The 16890-nt window shown below is 46.3% G+C and carries 10 protein-coding genes; all 10 read right to left on the minus strand.

The genetic code is table 11. The features are described 5' to 3' along the window. Nucleotides 1–32: 32 nt before the first annotated feature. The 10 genes from WMO65_RS05905 to WMO65_RS05950 all read right to left on the minus strand — a co-directional run bounded on the left by WMO65_RS05905 (nucleotide 33) and on the right by WMO65_RS05950 (nucleotide 16885). A complete protein-coding gene (locus WMO65_RS05905) occupies nucleotides 33–5180 on the minus strand; it encodes a DUF5695 domain-containing protein (RefSeq protein ID WP_148392292.1) in 5148 nt (1715 codons plus the stop codon). Between the two features lie 35 nt (nucleotides 5181–5215). Further along, nucleotides 5216–7153 carry a glycoside hydrolase family 127 protein gene (locus tag WMO65_RS05910; RefSeq protein ID WP_349063836.1) on the minus strand — a complete coding sequence of 646 codons (1938 nt, stop codon included), beginning with the start codon at nucleotides 7151–7153 and terminating at the stop codon, nucleotides 5216–5218. Nucleotides 7154–7184: 31 nt separating this feature from the next. Then, entirely contained in the window at nucleotides 7185–8015 is an 831-nt protein-coding gene (locus tag WMO65_RS05915; RefSeq protein WP_033141911.1) for a carbohydrate ABC transporter permease, read from the minus strand. A gap of 1 nt (nucleotide 8016) precedes the next feature. Further along, nucleotides 8017–8922: a carbohydrate ABC transporter permease gene (locus WMO65_RS05920; protein WP_033141910.1), complete on the minus strand. Its 906-nt coding sequence runs from the start codon at nucleotides 8920–8922 to the stop codon at nucleotides 8017–8019. Nucleotides 8923–8995: 73 nt separating this feature from the next. Then, a complete protein-coding gene (locus WMO65_RS05925; RefSeq protein ID WP_103732569.1) occupies nucleotides 8996–10267 on the minus strand; it encodes a sugar ABC transporter substrate-binding protein in 1272 nt (423 codons plus the stop codon). A gap of 176 nt (nucleotides 10268–10443) precedes the next feature. Then, entirely contained in the window at nucleotides 10444–11859 is a 1416-nt protein-coding gene (locus WMO65_RS05930; RefSeq protein WP_148392290.1) for an MFS transporter, read from the minus strand. Nucleotide 11860: 1 nt separating this feature from the next. Further along, on the minus strand, nucleotides 11861–12727 hold the full coding sequence (locus WMO65_RS05935; protein WP_033141908.1) for a helix-turn-helix transcriptional regulator: 867 nt from the start codon (nucleotides 12725–12727) through the stop codon (nucleotides 11861–11863). 4 nt (nucleotides 12728–12731) lie between these two features. After that, nucleotides 12732–15101: a hypothetical protein gene (locus WMO65_RS05940; protein ID WP_148392288.1), complete on the minus strand. Its 2370-nt coding sequence runs from the start codon at nucleotides 15099–15101 to the stop codon at nucleotides 12732–12734. Nucleotides 15102–15257: 156 nt separating this feature from the next. After that, the gene (locus WMO65_RS05945) at nucleotides 15258–15485 is read right to left on the minus strand and encodes an HPr family phosphocarrier protein (RefSeq protein ID WP_052099526.1); all 228 of its coding nucleotides are present in this window, start codon (nucleotides 15483–15485) and stop codon (nucleotides 15258–15260) included. A 185-nt stretch (nucleotides 15486–15670) separates the two neighbouring features. Then, nucleotides 15671–16885 carry an ABC transporter substrate-binding protein gene (locus WMO65_RS05950; protein WP_033141907.1) on the minus strand — a complete coding sequence of 405 codons (1215 nt, stop codon included), beginning with the start codon at nucleotides 16883–16885 and terminating at the stop codon, nucleotides 15671–15673. Between the last annotated feature and the right edge of the window lie 5 nt (nucleotides 16886–16890).

The following is a 16890-nucleotide window of genomic DNA, read 5'->3' on the forward strand; positions in this document are numbered from 1 at the left end:
AGGGAGGGACCTGAAGCCCCTCCCTGCATTCTTTAAAATGACGTGATCAGTTCTGCCGCATATTTTTCGATCAGTGCGGCATCTGCCGTATTAACGGCCTGGTCTTTATTGACATCTGCTGCTTTTAAGTCTTCCTCTGCTATCTCTGTCAGTTCCGCACTTGCTCTCAGTACAGAGGCTGCATCACTGGTATTGATCTTGCCATCATGGTTCACATCACCCAACAGCCGCACCTTTGTCAGACTTTCCGTGAGCATAGCCGCAGCGTCATTGATCTCCTGCTGCAGTGCATCCCCATTATCAAGCACCTGCCTTGCGCTGTCCAGTGCCTCCTGCAGGCCTGCAAGGGAAGTATCTGTATAGCTGCCTGCGTTTTTCAGGATATCTTCTGCCATCTGGACAGCCGATTCCAGTGCTGCTTTGTTTCCGCGCACCTGCATGTTTCCGATAGCCTCTGCCACAGCCTCATAAGCCTGGGAGACCTGAGCCCTGGTACGGTCTTCATTTTCCAGCACTGCCGCTGCTGTGTCAATAGCTGTCTGAAGTGCTGTCTGTGAAGCTTCTGTATATTTGTCTGCCTCCTGCATCAGTTCCCTGGCAAGGTCCGTTATATTCTGAAGCCTTGAGGCATCCACTATGTCTTTCAGTTCTGTGAGGGCTGTGATCAGGGTCTCTGTGGCCCGGTTCACATCCTCCTGGGTGGATGTCTCATCAGACAGCACCCCATTTAAAAGCCTGAGTGCTTCTTTCAGTTTCTTTATCCCTGCCGGGCGGTAGACAGATACATCCTGGTCCAAAATAGCCTGTGCTTCTCTGGCAGCTACCTTCGCAGCAGCCGTATTCACACCATGCACCAGTTTTCCCCACGCTTTTACAAGCGCTTCGTAGGACTGATCCACTTCCTCCTGGGAAGCATCGGCTTTTTCCAGGACATCCGCTGCCGCTTTTCTTGCTTCGGAGAATGTTTTAAAGCTCTCTTTGGTGTAATCCTCCTCTGACAGATCCTCCATCCTGGTTACACAATTTCTCAGAATCTCAACATTTACCAGGGCATCCATGGCTGCTGCCAGTTTCTGGGCTGCCTGATCCACTTCCTTCTGATCGGCGCTGTCTGCACCGAGTACAGCCTCTGCCTCCCGGATTGCGTTGTTAAGATCAGCCAGACTCTTCTCTGTATACTTTTCTGTCTGGGCAGCCGTCTCTTTTGCAAGATTCACTGCTGTCTCCAGTTTTGTCTTATCGGCAGGGGCTGCGGACTGTTTTGTCTGAATGAGGATATCCTGCTCTTTATCCGCTGACAGCTCCAGTGTAAATACGGCTTCTGTGCCATCACTGGAAAAACTCTGTATCACTTTTTTATCTGCCACAACCTCATACTCTCCGGCCGGCAGCCTGCTGATGGTTATCTCAGGGGCATGTTCCTTCTCTGTTACATTCTCAAGTGTGAGCGCAATACTGCTCAGATCATCTGCAATACCGGCTTTTGTATATCTTGTCTTATCAAGCTGTACAGCGAACTTGTCTTTGTTATACAGAGTCAGACGCGTGCGCACACCGTCTTTTGGAACAATGGAATATATTCCGTCCGCGTAATCCAGGTCACAACCATATCCGTACAGTCCTACAATGTCATCATCCACAATATTGGCAGATGCTGTCTTCAAACCGCCCCAGAATCCCAGGGATGCCTCGCCTGACCATGCCCACCAGCCGTCAAGACTCGGGATATAATTGTATCCGTTAGTTCCTTTTTCACTCTGATACTGCCAGGACGCTGCACCATAGTTTACATCACTGTCACTGATCTGACCGGAGTTGATGTTGGCCCACCCTGCCAGATAAGCGCCATAGGTGCCCCTCATAATATCGTCAAATTCCTGATCCGATGTATCCGCATAGGTATACAGATAGTCCTGCTGCTGCCATGCCCCAAGCTGGGTCTCATATCCCAGATTCCACCAGGATTCCCCCATATGCCTGTTGTCGGATCCGTAATAATACCAGAGCGGCTGCATGCCGCGGCATGCCAGAGAGGCAAGTGTGACTTTGTCTGTCAGCGCCCCATTGCCGTACATCTTCGCAAGCGTATAGCATGCCTCGAATCCTGTGGTGTCAATGCTCATCTCCGAAGCAAAGGGATATGCCTCAGCAAATAAGATATCTGCTTTTTCCTCCACTTTGCCGGCCAGCCACGCCTGCTCCTCACTATGTCCGTTCTGTTCCAGGGCCTTCAGGATGTTAGGCAGGTTCATCTCTCCCATATTTCCGAAAATATAGGCGCCTCTTCCTCCGTTTTCGTAATTATGTCCGTCAAACATTCCATAAGTAAAATATGCCTTCAGTGTGTTATAGCATCTCAGCAGATAATCATCTGCACTGAGATAATGAGTCATATCAGGGTAGCGCTGTGCGATCTGGTACATATTGTAATAGGTATTGGCCACATGCACATAATTATAGGATCTCCAGGTGCCCTGGTCCTTTGGCGTGCCATCCTTGCCGTCATACCAGCGGTAGACCTTATAGGTATCATGCTGCTGCATATATCCCCAGATAAAGTTTTCCATATAATACTCCAGGGAATCGATCTGGTCCTGCTGGGGGGCAGTGATATTCTTTTCAGAAAGATAGACTGCCGGGGATAATCCAAGGTCATCAGAACCCCCTGCCATCCATTCTTTCCATCCTCCTCCCGGATAATCATCCCAGGATATCTGTTTTCCGGTGGACATATCCCACTGCAGGTATGCTCCGTTGTACCCTTTTTCCGTCTTTGCCTGCTGCTTGTCCACAAGAAAATCCGTGTTGCTCTGGATCAAAGTCTCTATGGGTTCCGTAGCATAATACTGCAGCACACTTTTCTTATCTTCCCCATAATTTACTGTCACATAGTTCTCTCCCAGGTCAGAGAAAGCGATCTCATAGATCTCATAGCCATTTCTGTCTTCCTTTTTTGTTATCTCTGCGCTGTCTGAATCAGCAGTCACACTGTTGATCTGTTCCTTGCATCTCACTGCCAGCGTTGCCTTCATATCCTGGGGGATCACCATTCCCGGAAGGGAGACCGCATCCACGATCCCGGCTTCATAGAGGATGTCCCGGAGGTCCGAATAATCTGATGCCCAGTAAAATGTAAATCCATACGTCTGTTCCGCTTCCGGCTCAAGGCTCAGGGCTGTTGCCGGCAGATAGCCTCCCGGACGGTCTTTGGATATCTCTTTGGAATGGATATAATACTCAACCAGACCTTCCCAGCTCGGATCCTTTTCCGCAAACGGCCCTTCCTTAAATCTGGCCTTATCTTTAAACTCCAGCGAAGTCCCGTCATCAGGCACCATAACTAAAAAGGAACCATCCCCGTTTGGCCGCTGCCAGTAAATGTAAGAACCGTCCTCTGCCACATAAGAATGACGGGCCACATTCTGTTCATAGATTCCCTCCTGGCTGGTATTCCACCAGGAATTCATAAGAAGAGGCAGGCCCAGATCCGCAATCTCAATCGTTTCATCTGCTGTATTCTGTATATTGATGGACCAGTTGAGCTGGTTCCCCTCCTCATTTAACCGGTAAGTCTCACGCAGCGCAAAATCCTTGATGCCGTATTTCCCGGCAGATGGCGATTCATAGGAAACTGTGACCGCGTCATCTCTTCTGGACACCTTTCTGGTATCATCAGACCAAGAGGTAAGCGCCGGATAATAATCAGAATCACCTTTTTTTACAGTTAATTTCACATCGCCTGTCCAGCGGGAATCATCCACGTCAAACTCCGGCTTTATGGTGGGGTTCATCACATAATTGGTCCCGTACTCATCCCCCGGATTTGAAAGCTTAAAAATACCGCCGGTCTTCTCGTCAATATCTACGGTAAAGTAATCTGACTGCAGCTTCAGATTCACCTCTTCATTATACGCAAAATCCACTTCGTCAAAAACGATACTGGTCTCTCCCTGGGCATCCCAGTCATCCGCGATCAGTTCTGCTGTGTGGATACCCGTAAAATCACTCACCGGCATACCGCTGCCCGGTGCCAGCACATACATGTCCTCATCATTTACTTTATAGTAGGCATCTATGGTCTGTGCCTGGCTGTCATAGTCAATACGGAACCAGCCCTGTGACTCTTCATAGGGGATGATCTTCTCCGTTGTCTCCCCCTGATTTACCACAGTAAAACGGAGTGTCCCGTCTCCCATGCGCATCATCTGGGCAAAATTCTCCTCAGATGAATCCAGAGATGTCCGCAGTATGGCCCCTCCTGTCTCATCTGATGAAAAACCGCTCCATTTGGCTTCTATGGAATAATCCTGGTCGCCTGCATTCCTCTTTACCGTACTGATTCCGTCCCCTGCATTTACAAGAACCAGATGTCCGTCTTCATATCTCACATCACCGTCCTTCCCATACCAGTCATCTGTCAGAACAGGCCCGGTAAAATCTGTGTTTTCTGCTGTGCTATACTGGGCCTCCTTCACAAAAGTGCTGTTGAACTGTAAGAAGTCAACAGATACAGGAGCTGAACCGCCCCATTTCTGTGCTCTGAGTTCAGCTACATGCTTTCCTCCGAAATTGGACATGGCCTCACCATTTCCCTCCAGGGGAATGTACTCATCCTCATCCCCTGTCCTGTACACAGCGATCACTGTCCCGTCATCACTGTTATATCCAATCTGGAACCAGCCTTCTGTGTCTGCGAAATCCGTTTTCGTGGTATAAGAGGTCTGCACCTTATCGTTGATCAAAAGCAGCTTCAGCTCCCCGTTGCTGAAACGCTGGATCTCCACCAGATTATTCTCTGTTCCATCGGAGACACGGAAGATGACTACGGAATTGTTTCCCTGGGTATCGGCAGAATAGCTGCTCCATTTAGTCTCAACGGTAAAATCGCCGTTTCCCACATTTCTTTTTATAGAAGACACAGGTCCGCCGTCGTTATTCAGGGTCAGTGTTCCCTCCGTATACTCCACGTTTCCTGCCATATCAAACCAGGCAGGATCAAGATCCCCTGTAAAATCATCCTGGATCACAGCCTCTGTTGTCTTCACGATTCCGTTCTCCTCACCGGCTGCGGCCCCCTCCTCTTCAGCGGCTCTTACCTTGACAGTTCCTGCCGGCAGACAGGTGGCAGCCATTGCTGTACTCAGCACCAAAGAACATAACTTCCATCCTCTTTTCTTCATATAGTCTTTAACCTTTTCCTTTCCCGTTCATTCTTTCACCCTGAGATCAGTTCCTTCACCCACACAGCCATCTCTCCCATACCTCTGTTGTTCCAATAGGCGTAGGGGATCGCTTTCAATGTTACATCTGATAACTTCACCGGATGTTCTCCATACAGCACTTTTTCATCCCAGGCACTCTCTTCCATCCTTTTACCCTGCAGCACCAGCTCCGTGATACCCCCGAACAGCTCAGACGGTACCTCCTGTATTTCCTTCTCTGTATCCACATACAGCTCTGCCAGATTTTTCCCGTTGTCAATTTCCTCCAGACAATATACAAGGGGGCCTTTTACCACTGCCGTTTTGCCGCAGTCAGCACGTACCTTGGGATTGGCACGGACAAATTTTGCCGGCGCTTCAAAAGAAATACTGATATCTGCATCTTGCGCAAGTGCAAGATATGCATATCCTTTTTCTTCTTTATATTCCAGAAGCTGTCCTTTTGCGGTCATTTGGTACATTCCGGCGTATTCCGGAATCCTTACTGCCAGTGTCATTCCTCCGTCCGGCACATGGCTGACTTTTATCCTCACCAGATTCTCAAAAGGAAATTTCGTCTCCAGGGAAACCTTGACTTCCCCTGTCTCCATTTCTATGCATACCTCATTTGAAATAAAGAGATAGACATACAGAGCGGTCTCACCAACAGAATATATGTACTGCCCCATGGAAGCCAGGGTTCTGGCTATATTAGGTGGACAGCAGGCAACACCGAACCATTTCTGGCGGGTGGGCTTTACATGTTCTTTTGAGGTGCGTTCCATACAATTATCAGGCCACACCTCCAGAGGATTTACATAGAAGAAACTTTTTCCGTCCAGAGCGATCCCCGCCAGAACCGTATTATACAGAGCCCGCTCCACAGTATCTATGTAGGAAGCGTCTTTTGTTATATTCGCCATCCTGATGCCGAACATAGCCAGTCCGATGGAGGCGCAGGACTCCGCATAGTTACAGTCATTGGGCAGATCATAATCCACTGTGAAACGCTCCAGAATTCCGGATGCGCCAATACCTCCCGTGATATACATCTGTCTCTGTACTATGTTATTCCAGAGTCTTTTACAGGCTGCCATCAGCTCCTCGTCCTGATATTCATATGCCAGGTCCGCCATAGCGCTGTACATATAGACTGCCCTTACAGCGTGCCCCTCTGCTGCTTCCTGCTCCCGTACCGGTCTGTCAGACTGGGAATACTCAGGACGGTAATCGGAAAGCTCCGGAAAGATATTTCCGCTGTCGCCTCTGCTGATCTCCTGAAGAAAATAGTTCTCTCCTGTTCCACGCGCATCAATAAAATACTTTGCCAGATCCAGATATTTCCGTTTTCCTGTCACCTGGAATAGTTTGATCAAGCCGATTTCCACTTCCTGATGTCCCGGATACCCATGGATTTTCCCATCCTCACTGCCGAATGTATCACAGAGCAGATCCGCCAGTTTCTCCACCACGCCCAGGAATTTTTTCTTTCCAGTTCCCTGGTAATAGGCTGTGGCTGCCTCCATCATATGCCCTGCAGTATATAGTTCATGGCCTTCCCGCAGGTTCTTCCACCTTTTATCCGGCTCTTTTATAATAAAATAGGTATCCAGATACCCATCCTCCTGCTGCGCCTCCGCAATGAGATCTATGACCTCATCTGCGGTCTTCTCCAGCTCAGGATTTTTCTCTGCTGCCAGAGAGAATCCCACTGCCTCCAGCCATTTGGCTATATCGGTATCCTGGAATACCGCGCCGTAAAATTCTCCTTTTTTTCTGCCTGCCGCAACAGCGAAATTCTCCAGGCAGTGGGACGGCTCCGCATCCGGGATACGGTCATTCATGGCATCCCACTGGTAGGGGATGATTGCTTCTCCCACCAGCTTCACGTGCTTTGTCCAAAAAGGATCCTGTATTTTTATTTTTTGAAGATCAATAGGTTGTAATCTCATTTTATTCCTCCTGATTTGCCTTATATCCGGCCTATGCCTTGACTGCACCGTTGGTCAGACCGCTGACAATATATTTCTGCATGAAAATGAAGATAAGAACCACCGGCAGGATCGCGATAATACCAAAGGCCATGGTGGCGTTCCACAATGTCTGATACTGCTGCACATAGTTGTAAATGCTGGAGGTAATGGGCCTTCTCATAGGGTCTGTCATAAAAGTGATTCCATAGATCAGATCGCCCCATGCATATACAAAAGAGAATACGGCAGCTACAATAACGCCCGGTTTTGCTATGGGGAGCATGATCTTCGTAAAGGATGTGATGCTGTTGCAGCCGTCGATTTTTGCCGCCTCATCCAGTTCCTTCGGTATGGAGAGGAAATAGGTCCTCAGGATAATAATACTGAACGGGATTCCAAGGGTAGCGTCTGCCAGGATGGGAGCCAGATAAGAATTCAGCAGGCCCATCTTGGAGAACATAATATACAGGGATGTCAGGATCAGGGTTGACGGAAGCATCTGTGTCATAAGGAAATATAAGATCAGGACTTTTCTGCCGCTGAATTTAAACCTGGCCAGCCCGTATGCGGCGGGAATGGACAAGATAGTGGAGATCACTGTGGCGCCCGCTGCAATGATCATACTGTTTTTAAAGCCCCTCAAAGTATCACTGGATGCAGAGAGCTGATCCGCGAATGCGTCCAGAGTCAGATTCTTCGGCCAGAGAGGCGTGGGAATCTGAAAAATCTCTACCTGTGTTTTCAGCGCTGTGACCACCATCCAGTATAACGGGAAAATGAAGATCACAAATACTATGGCTCCGATGATAAAAAATTTCAGGTTTCCTTTCTCGTTCTTCATCTCACATCACCTCGTCTTCATCATTGATCAGTTTAATATAGAAAATACCTACCACGAACAGTATCAGGAACAGAATATTGGCTGCCGCCGCGCCCTTACTGAACTGGAACTGGTCAAAGGACAGCTTGTAAGCATAAGTTGAAACCAGCTCTGTGGCATTGACCGGCCCGCCCTTTGTCATGACCCATACCAGGTCGAACACTTTGAATGTATATACAAATCCCAGCGTCAGCACAGACATGATAGCCGGCTTTATCATGGGAATCGTGATCTGGAACAGTGTCTGGAATTTATTTGCCCCGTCCAGACGTGAGCTTTCATAGATCTCCTCCGGAATGGTGGTGAGTCCTGTGATCAGAAGCATCATGTTAAAGGGGATACCAATCCAGATATTTGCCACTACAATGGCTATCATAGCCAGTTTGGGGTCCAGCAGCCATTCCAGCGGTGCGTTGATCAGATGCAGGGACATGAAAAGCTGGTTGATGATACCGCCTTTGCTGGCAAACATGAATTTGAACAGCAGACCCGCAACCGTGACCGGAAGCAGCCAGGAGATCATGGTCACACCTCGGAAGAAGGAGCTTCCCTTGAATTTTTTGCTGAATAGAAGTGCCAAGCCGAATCCGATAAAAAACTGGAAGAAAATTGATGCCACCGTAAAGATCAGTGTATTTTTAATAGCTGTGGTCAGTATCGCCTCACCGCCTGAAAACAGTTCCTTATAGTTCTCAAATCCTACAAACGCCTGCTTGGATGCATCTGCAAAGGAATATACATCCACATTCTTGAAACTGAGGATAAAGTTCTGTATCATGGGGTATCCCACAAATATCAGCATGTAGATGGCGGCTGGAAGTGCAAACAAAAAACCAACCTTTGGTCCGAGAGTTTTCCCTTTTTTCATTTTCTTTCATCCTTTCCTATGAGCAGTTATGGGGTTAAAAAGGGACAGGAGGGTCCTGTCCCTTTCCGGCTGTTTATTTTTCTGATGCCTTCACCTTATCCACGGCTGCCTGTGTATCTTCTGCTGCTTTTTCAGGAGTCTTTGCTGAGGTCATAACCTCCTGGAATCCTGTCTGCAGTGCATCGGAATATTCCGGCCAGGAAGCACTTGGGCCTCTTGGGATGGATGTCTGAAGCTGTGTGATAAATTCTTTCTGGATCGGGTCATCTGTCCAGTACGAGTCCTGAGCCGCCTCTGTTTTCGGCGGGAAGGAACCGTACTGTTTCATAGCGTCCACCATCACCTCTGTCTTGTCATAGTATTCCATGAATGCAGTGGCTCCGCCCATGTCATCCTGTTTTACAGCTCCCATATTCTCACCGCCCAGAATGGAGGTTGCCTGGTCAGAATCCGCGTCTTTTTTGGGGAGTACCGTCACACCGTAGTTCAGATCAGGAGCGTCCTTCTCGATTCCCGGGATCTGCCATGGTCCGTTCTGCTGCATAGCCAGGTTACCTGCCACGAAGTTGTTATTTACATCTGACTGTGTCCAGTTCACGCAGTCCTTTGACCAGGAACCGTCAGCTACCATCTCCTGCATAAGGTTGTAGGCATCCGTACCGCCTTTCACATTCTGGTAGTCCCCGCCTGCTGTGTATAACCACTGCAGACACTGGAAGGTTCCCTCATCTGTTCCTGTAGCAGCATTGCCGAAGCCAACCACACCGTCTTTCGTCAGCGCTTTTGCCATCTCATGGAAATCTTCCCATGTGGTGTTTTCATTGGGATACTCCATACCTGCCGCATCGAAGATATCCTTGTTGTAGAACAATGCCGTACAGTTGGTGGCAAAGGGAATGCCGTAATGTTTTCCGTCCGCCATAGTGGATTCCATAGGGCCTTCCAGGTATTCATCCCATTTGATATCCGCATCTGATACATCCCCGAACAGGTCCATCTGAATGAAGGATGCCATGCTGCAGCCGTCCAGGATGACCAGGTCCGGGAGTTCCCCGGATGCCATGCCCAGTGTCAGCTGTTTTTCATAGTCTGCAAAGGGTACATACACATGGGATGCCTCGTATTCCTCCTGTGATTCATTGAAGCCGTCAATGATGTCCTGCATCATGTTTTTCTGAGCATCCGTCTCAAAGTAATCCCAGATGACCACCTCTTCCTTTCCTCCGGCAGTCTTCTTGCTGCTGTCCGTTCCCGCGGAAGCTGTTCCTGCGTTTCCTCCGCATCCTGCCAACATTGTAGCTGCCATAGCCATACAGAGCATAGCGCTCACTACTTTTTTCCTCATTTTGTTTCCTCCCTTTCGTTCGTTTCTGGTGATTTATTTGATATCTAAAGTATAAGAGAATACCGACCTGTCTTATAGTCTAAAAAATTAAACAGGGTGGAAATTCTTCAACTGAATTTCCACCCTGTTTAATTTCTATCCGCATCAATACCTTCGGAACATCTGTTCATACCAGATCATACTTCTTGCACAAGTCTATTTTTATGAACTGTATTACGGTGCCTGTTATCCGTATCTGTGATTTTTTCTCTCCTGTTAGCCAATTCTTCCAAAACAACGCTCTCGTTTTTCTCGAATCTGTAATAAAATATCATAATGACCGCACCTATGATGAAAAATGCAGCCGGCAGGTAAGAGAAACCGGTCTTCATCGCTGCCAGTGCAATCGCCGACTGCTTCTGATTTGCAACATACCCAAAATGCTGCATCAGCTTCAGCGGTACAAAATCTCCCAATCCGGTACCTACCTGAAGTCCCACTGCACTTCCCACTGCGGTCAAAAAGCCGCTGGCTCTCACTCCGTTTTTATATTCACCGTAATCCACGGTGTCAGACAGCATGGCAAAGGGCATGGACACCGCGATCCCGGTTCCGATACTTGTGATCACCCAGGCAATCACGATCACTGTAAAATTTCTTCCTGCAATACCTAAGGATATCTGACCTACAGCAGCGATAAAGAATCCAAGAATCATAATACAGGTTTTTGATAATCTTCGTGCCAGAAATGGAATGGCCGCAACTCCGATCATCTGTGTCAACACCAATGCGTTCAGAATAGAAACATAATTCTCATTTTCCAGATAATAACGGGAATAATAGATCAGGGAAGAGGTTCTGGTTGAATTGCCCAGCCAATAAAAAGCACTTCCCAACACCACGATAACCCACGGCCAGTTTGACCTGAGCGCCTTGAAGCTGTCTCTGATCGGAAGACTTTTAGCAGTCTTTGCATTTACCTCTCTCGTATTCCTGAATGCATAGAAAAACATACATACTGAAATAGCTGTGTATAGCAGCACGGTCAGTGAGAATCCCTGCTGTCTGTTGCCTCTGCCCAGCACGGATACCAGTGTCAGGGTAAATGTCGCCGTTACAAAATATCCTATGTTTCCTCCAATCATTCTAAAAGAATTCAGCTTTGTCCTCTCATAGGACTCATTACTTAAATTGGGCAGAATGGCCGTTATAGGTGTAGAAATACCGGTATAGAGGATGCTTGCGGTCAGATAAGTGAATGCCGCGTAAGCAACTCTGGAGTTTCCCGACAAATGCGGTGTAAAGAAAGTAAGACACATAAACACCCCAAAAGGTATTGCCAGCCTTGCAAACCATGGACGGCTCTTGCCGTATACTGATCTTGTTTTATCAATTGCCAGCCCCCACAGCGGAACAGTAGCGGTATTGAGTATCCGGACAAACAGAGCGATTATAGCCGCTGTTCCGATAGAAAGTCCGAATACATCTGTGTGGTAAAAATTAATAAAGCTGGTCAGAGTACAGTACAATAGGTTTCCTGCCGCATCTGTACCCGCGTACGCGATTCTGTTTTTTAAAGACAGGCCGTTGCTGTTTGTTTTTGTATTACTCATTTTAAATGTGCTCCTCATACTTTTTTCTGTAATTCTGCGGAGAAATACCCATACGTTTCTTGAAACAGTTGGAAAAATATATCTCTGAATTGAAACCAACCATCTTGGCGATTGTCCCTATCCCATATTCGGAACGAAGCAGATATTGTTTCGCATATTCCATCCGCATTTCCATCAAAACCTCCATTGGTGTTTTCCCATAAGCCGCCTTCATCACTTTTGCCAGGTAATTACTATGCAGATGGAAGACCTCTGATAAAAGTTGATTTGATACAGGCTGTCCTAAATTATTCTCTAAATACATATAGATCTGTTCTGCCAGCACCGTACTTCTATCCTTATACATACCCAGACTTTCAATGAATTTCAAAAATCTCAAAAACAGCTCTTCCGTCTTCCATATATATTCTTTACCGGAAGTTGTACTGTCCAGCAGGTTATGAAACAGTCCAAACAGCATGGCCGGCTCTTTGATCAACGCATGCTTCGGCAGATGAAGCGTGTAAGAACATTGATGGTAGTGTAATTCCGGTATAGGCAGATTGGAAATAAACCGGCTCGCTCTTCTGCTCTGCCTCCACTGCGCCGTTGTATAAAAATGCAGCCAATAGAATTCCGTATCCTCCTGACACGGTCTCCATGAAAAATGATGTCTGTCAGGTAATAAGATAAACAGTTCATTTTCCTTTACCACATATTGAGAGTCATCTTCAGAGAGAAATAACTTCCCCTTCTTCACCGCAATCAGGTCAAAGTATCCAAGATTCCTTCTGTTTATATGATTCTGGCCTTTTTTCATCATCCGATAGTTTCCCTCTATAAAATCGGGAAATGGCGGAACCGAAATAGAGATAATATCATCTGACATATAGTTACCTTCTTATCTGTAATACAACACTTCTCCCGTCTTCCTGGCGCTCTAACAAAGTCATACCATCTTCTGATATATAATAAAAATCCCTGCTATATGGTGCGAAGCTGGTAATTTTATATCCTGTCTCTGTCTCTTCATAACTGCCATTTATCACACGTAAGGTTCCTTTGTTATTTATGATGAATGTCTTCTGTCCAAAGCTGTCAAGATATGCTGTCATCTCTTCGCCCATATCCCAGTCAGGTGTCTGGTCATCACTGTCGAATAACCTGGCAAAAATACCGCCGTCCCTATAGAAAGCAGCCTGTCCAAAACGGTCTCTGGATAAGTCCGGACGATTGATGTGCGGCCCGGCAACAGCATAGGTGGAAACAGCCATCCCCTTTTTTAAGGGAGTTACAGCCGTTGCATGCGTATCATAACAGTATAGTACACCTGCAGTGGCCCGGTAGCTTCCTTCCAGGAATTCTGTATTTTGTAAATAGGAGAAGACTTTATATGCTGCGGCTGCCGTCAGGCCACCCCACAGGGAGTGGGTCATATAAGACAGGGCTTCCCACCAGCGATCCGGATTCTGTGCCCGAAAATCATTGGAGTATCCTATATTTGCCAGCAGAAGCTCACCGTATTTTTCCGCACTCTCCCGCTTTTTGCTTACGCTCAGAGCGCCGGCAGCAGGTCCGAATCCCGCGTTATCATAAAAATGCTCTGTAATTGCCGCTGCATAAGAATCTGCCCCCCGGTGGACCCTGTCCATCATCTTATCCCACAGGGATTGTATTGTCTGCAGTTTTTCTGTCAGCTCTTTTTCTTTGAGTTTTATGAGCAGATCCTCAAAATACAGGAAATAGACACCCAGCATCTGTGATTCCTCTTTTCCCCGTTCATCTTCATGCAAATCCGGATTCACCCTTAACTCAAAGACATCCGCTGCCCACTCCAGATACGTGTCTGCTGTATACAGCTCCAGGATCTGATCATCAAATTCTGACAGCAGATAGAACAAATGTCCTATGTATTCAAAATCCATGCACCGATAGAAGTCTCCGTATAATTTACGGGGTTTTTTAAAATCTCCGTCCTTAAACCATTTTGGCCGCACATATTCCACTGCGCTTTTTTCTACCTTCCTGACCTGATCCACATCCAGGGAACCTAAAAGATTTTTCTTCAGTACGAGATTCAGTTTTCCAAGAGATTCCCCTTGGTTGGATACCGGCTTAAAAGCAAAGGGCGGATTCCCCTCTTTTCCCTCATAAAGTTCATCACAAATATATGCCACGCGTTCGTCAATGACCCTATCCAGCTTATCCATGACATTCATTACCACAAAATCTTTTGTGCCATCTGAAAACTTAATGACTGCTTTATGCTCTCCCAATGCTGTTGGTTTGTATGAGAGATGATACATTTCTCCTTCATACTTTACTTCAATGGACAAACTCTTTACTGTGTCATTTTCTTTAAAAAGTGCCTCAGCTGAGAGGATTTTCAGAGATTCCGAAACTTCAACGGTCAATCTTGCAGTCTCACCGATTATATTAAGCGGCGTATAATCCACTTTAGGATGATTCAGTTTCAAGCCCTTTTCCAGAAACTCTTCCTGATTTCTGTTGATATTTACGACATATTTCCACGTCCTGTCTTCTTCTGCTTTCAGCATAAAGCCATCTTTTTTATATATCCAATCCTTGTTTTGGAAACCTTCCGGATATCCGCCTGCGAAATATAGTTTATGGAACAACATTCCGTCCAGAGAAGGGGAAACGTTTTCAAAAAACAAATTTTCATAATCACAGTAAGTACCGATGGATAAGGCTTCGCCTTCAACCTGATAGAATCCCAGATTTCCTCCCCGGTTGTCCCGGCGCACTGCATTTAATTTCGTATAATTGTCAGATATGGAGAAGAATACCGCTGCGGAATTATGTATATTTCTGAGTACCTCTTTGTCCCTGAACATCACATAGGCAAATGAGATCCACACCCCAAAATCTGAGATCCAGATATCTTTTTTCTCCTGGTTTACTAAATGGATGGTCCAGTGAAGCTCCCCGTCATTCTTTCCCATGTCGTAAATCATTATGATCTTCATGTTTCCAAAATCATATGTAACTGTGATCTCTGCACCTTCCTTTTCAATCACAGGAGAGAACTCACGGCTGTTACGCTGTTTACCATCTGCCGTAATATCAAAATATCCAAATAACTTATCTGCATCCTGATATCCGGCCTGCGATAAATATGCTTCTTCAATGACCCAGTTCATTTTATACGGGTCATCTTTCATGGATAATTTTGAAATGTATCCCTTTTCTGATATCATCATTTCCAAACTTTTATTTTCTATTTTTATATCATGTTTCATGGAACGCCTCCTTTTCTTAATGTAAATTTATCACCTTCTTTTTCCATAAACAATATGGATATCCAGCCAAAACTTAAGAAATTTCACACGGATCACTACGCATAAAACCTCTCTGAGGAATCCTTTCCCCCGAGAGGTCTCATAATTGATCTTCTGTCACGATGCGATATATCCCCTAATACTTTCTTCCAATGTCTTTGTATCATCTGAATAAACAGATAACCTTACCTTCTTTCCAACGCCTATTCCCAGAACGCCAAGTATAGATTTTGCGTCAACTGAATAATGACCATAGCTTAAGTCTACATGTTCCGGAAATGCAGTTATTTTTGAAACAAAGTCAACTGCATCTTTTTCTGAGTTTAACATAACCTCTAAAATCATTTGTATTTTCTCCTTTAACTATCTGCATGTTTTCTGTTCTTGTTTTTTCATTCTTTTGTATCTGCAACTTTATTTGTTATCTAAAATATAACTAAAAACCTTTCTGTCTTACAGTATAAAAGATTAAACAGGGTGGAAATTCTTCAACTGAATTTCCACCCTGTCCATGTTCTGCATCTATTTCTTTATTGTTTCAGCGCTTCCTGTATTCTGCTGCACACATCCTCCGGTGTGCTCACTCCCGTAATGATCTCATACTGTCCTTCTGATAACTGCTCTGACAGAACTGACCAGTTTTCAAAACTGGTCCTTGAGATGCAGTTTTCCATCTGCTCCAGTATAATCCCGTATTCCGGCTTAGCTTTTAAAAACAATTTTGCCACATCTTTTCTGGGAGGCAGAGAGTTCGCTCTCAGATTTGCATTCAGCATTGTGTCAATCTGGCTGTAATATTTTAAAAACGCAACGCTTCCCTCTTTGTTTTTCCCTTTCAGCACTGCTATGTTCTCTCCTCCACGGACACCCATATATCGTTGGTCCCCGGGAAATGCTGCAACGCCGTAGTTGATGCCAGCATCATCCAGAGCAGGAAATACCCATGGCCCGTTTTCCATCATGGCGCATTCTCCTGCAATAAAGGTCCTTGCCACGTCATTCTGTGACCAGTTTACACATTCCCTGGACATCATGCCCTGTTCCACCATATTCTGTATGAACTGAAATGCCCTTTTTGTCCCTTCCCCGCCTGCCTGGTCCAGCTCATCACCGGCTGACAGCATAAAAGAAGCAAACTGGAAAGCACTCTGCTCCCCGCTGACAGCAGACATGGCAAACCCGTACCTGCCCTCCTCTGTAAGACTTCCGGCAGCCGTCTCAAGCTGTTCCCAATTCTCGGGAACAGCAATCTTCTTCTGTTCCAGAATGTCTTTGTTATAGATCAAAGCCACATTGTTGCAGCAAAAAGGAAGTCCGTAATAGCGTCCCTCATACTCCACAGATTCCATGGCATTTGGAAAATACTGATCTAAATCCTCTATCTCCTTTACTGCCTCTGTAATATCCTCCAGCTTATCCATACTGACATAGGAGGGCATATCAGGATTGTCGATGATCACCATATCAGGAAGCTGGTTCTGGGTGATTCCGATTGCCAGTCTTTTGCTGAATTCCGTCACTGGCCCGTGATATTCCCATGTGAGGTGATACTGCTCCTGAGAGGCATTAAATCCATCTGCCAGTTCATCCATGGATGTCCTCTGTTTCTCAGTCTCGTAATAACTCCAGAGTACCAGTTCTTCCCGCTCTTTTTTCTCACCGTCTTCCACCCTGATGCCCTCCGCGGAACATCCTGCCAGGCAGAGGGCACAAAAGACAAGAACCATACTTCGTATACCTTTCATGCATC

This window comes from Blautia caccae, from assembly GCF_040095955.1.
Lineage (GTDB): Bacteria > Bacillota > Clostridia > Lachnospirales > Lachnospiraceae > Blautia > Blautia celeris.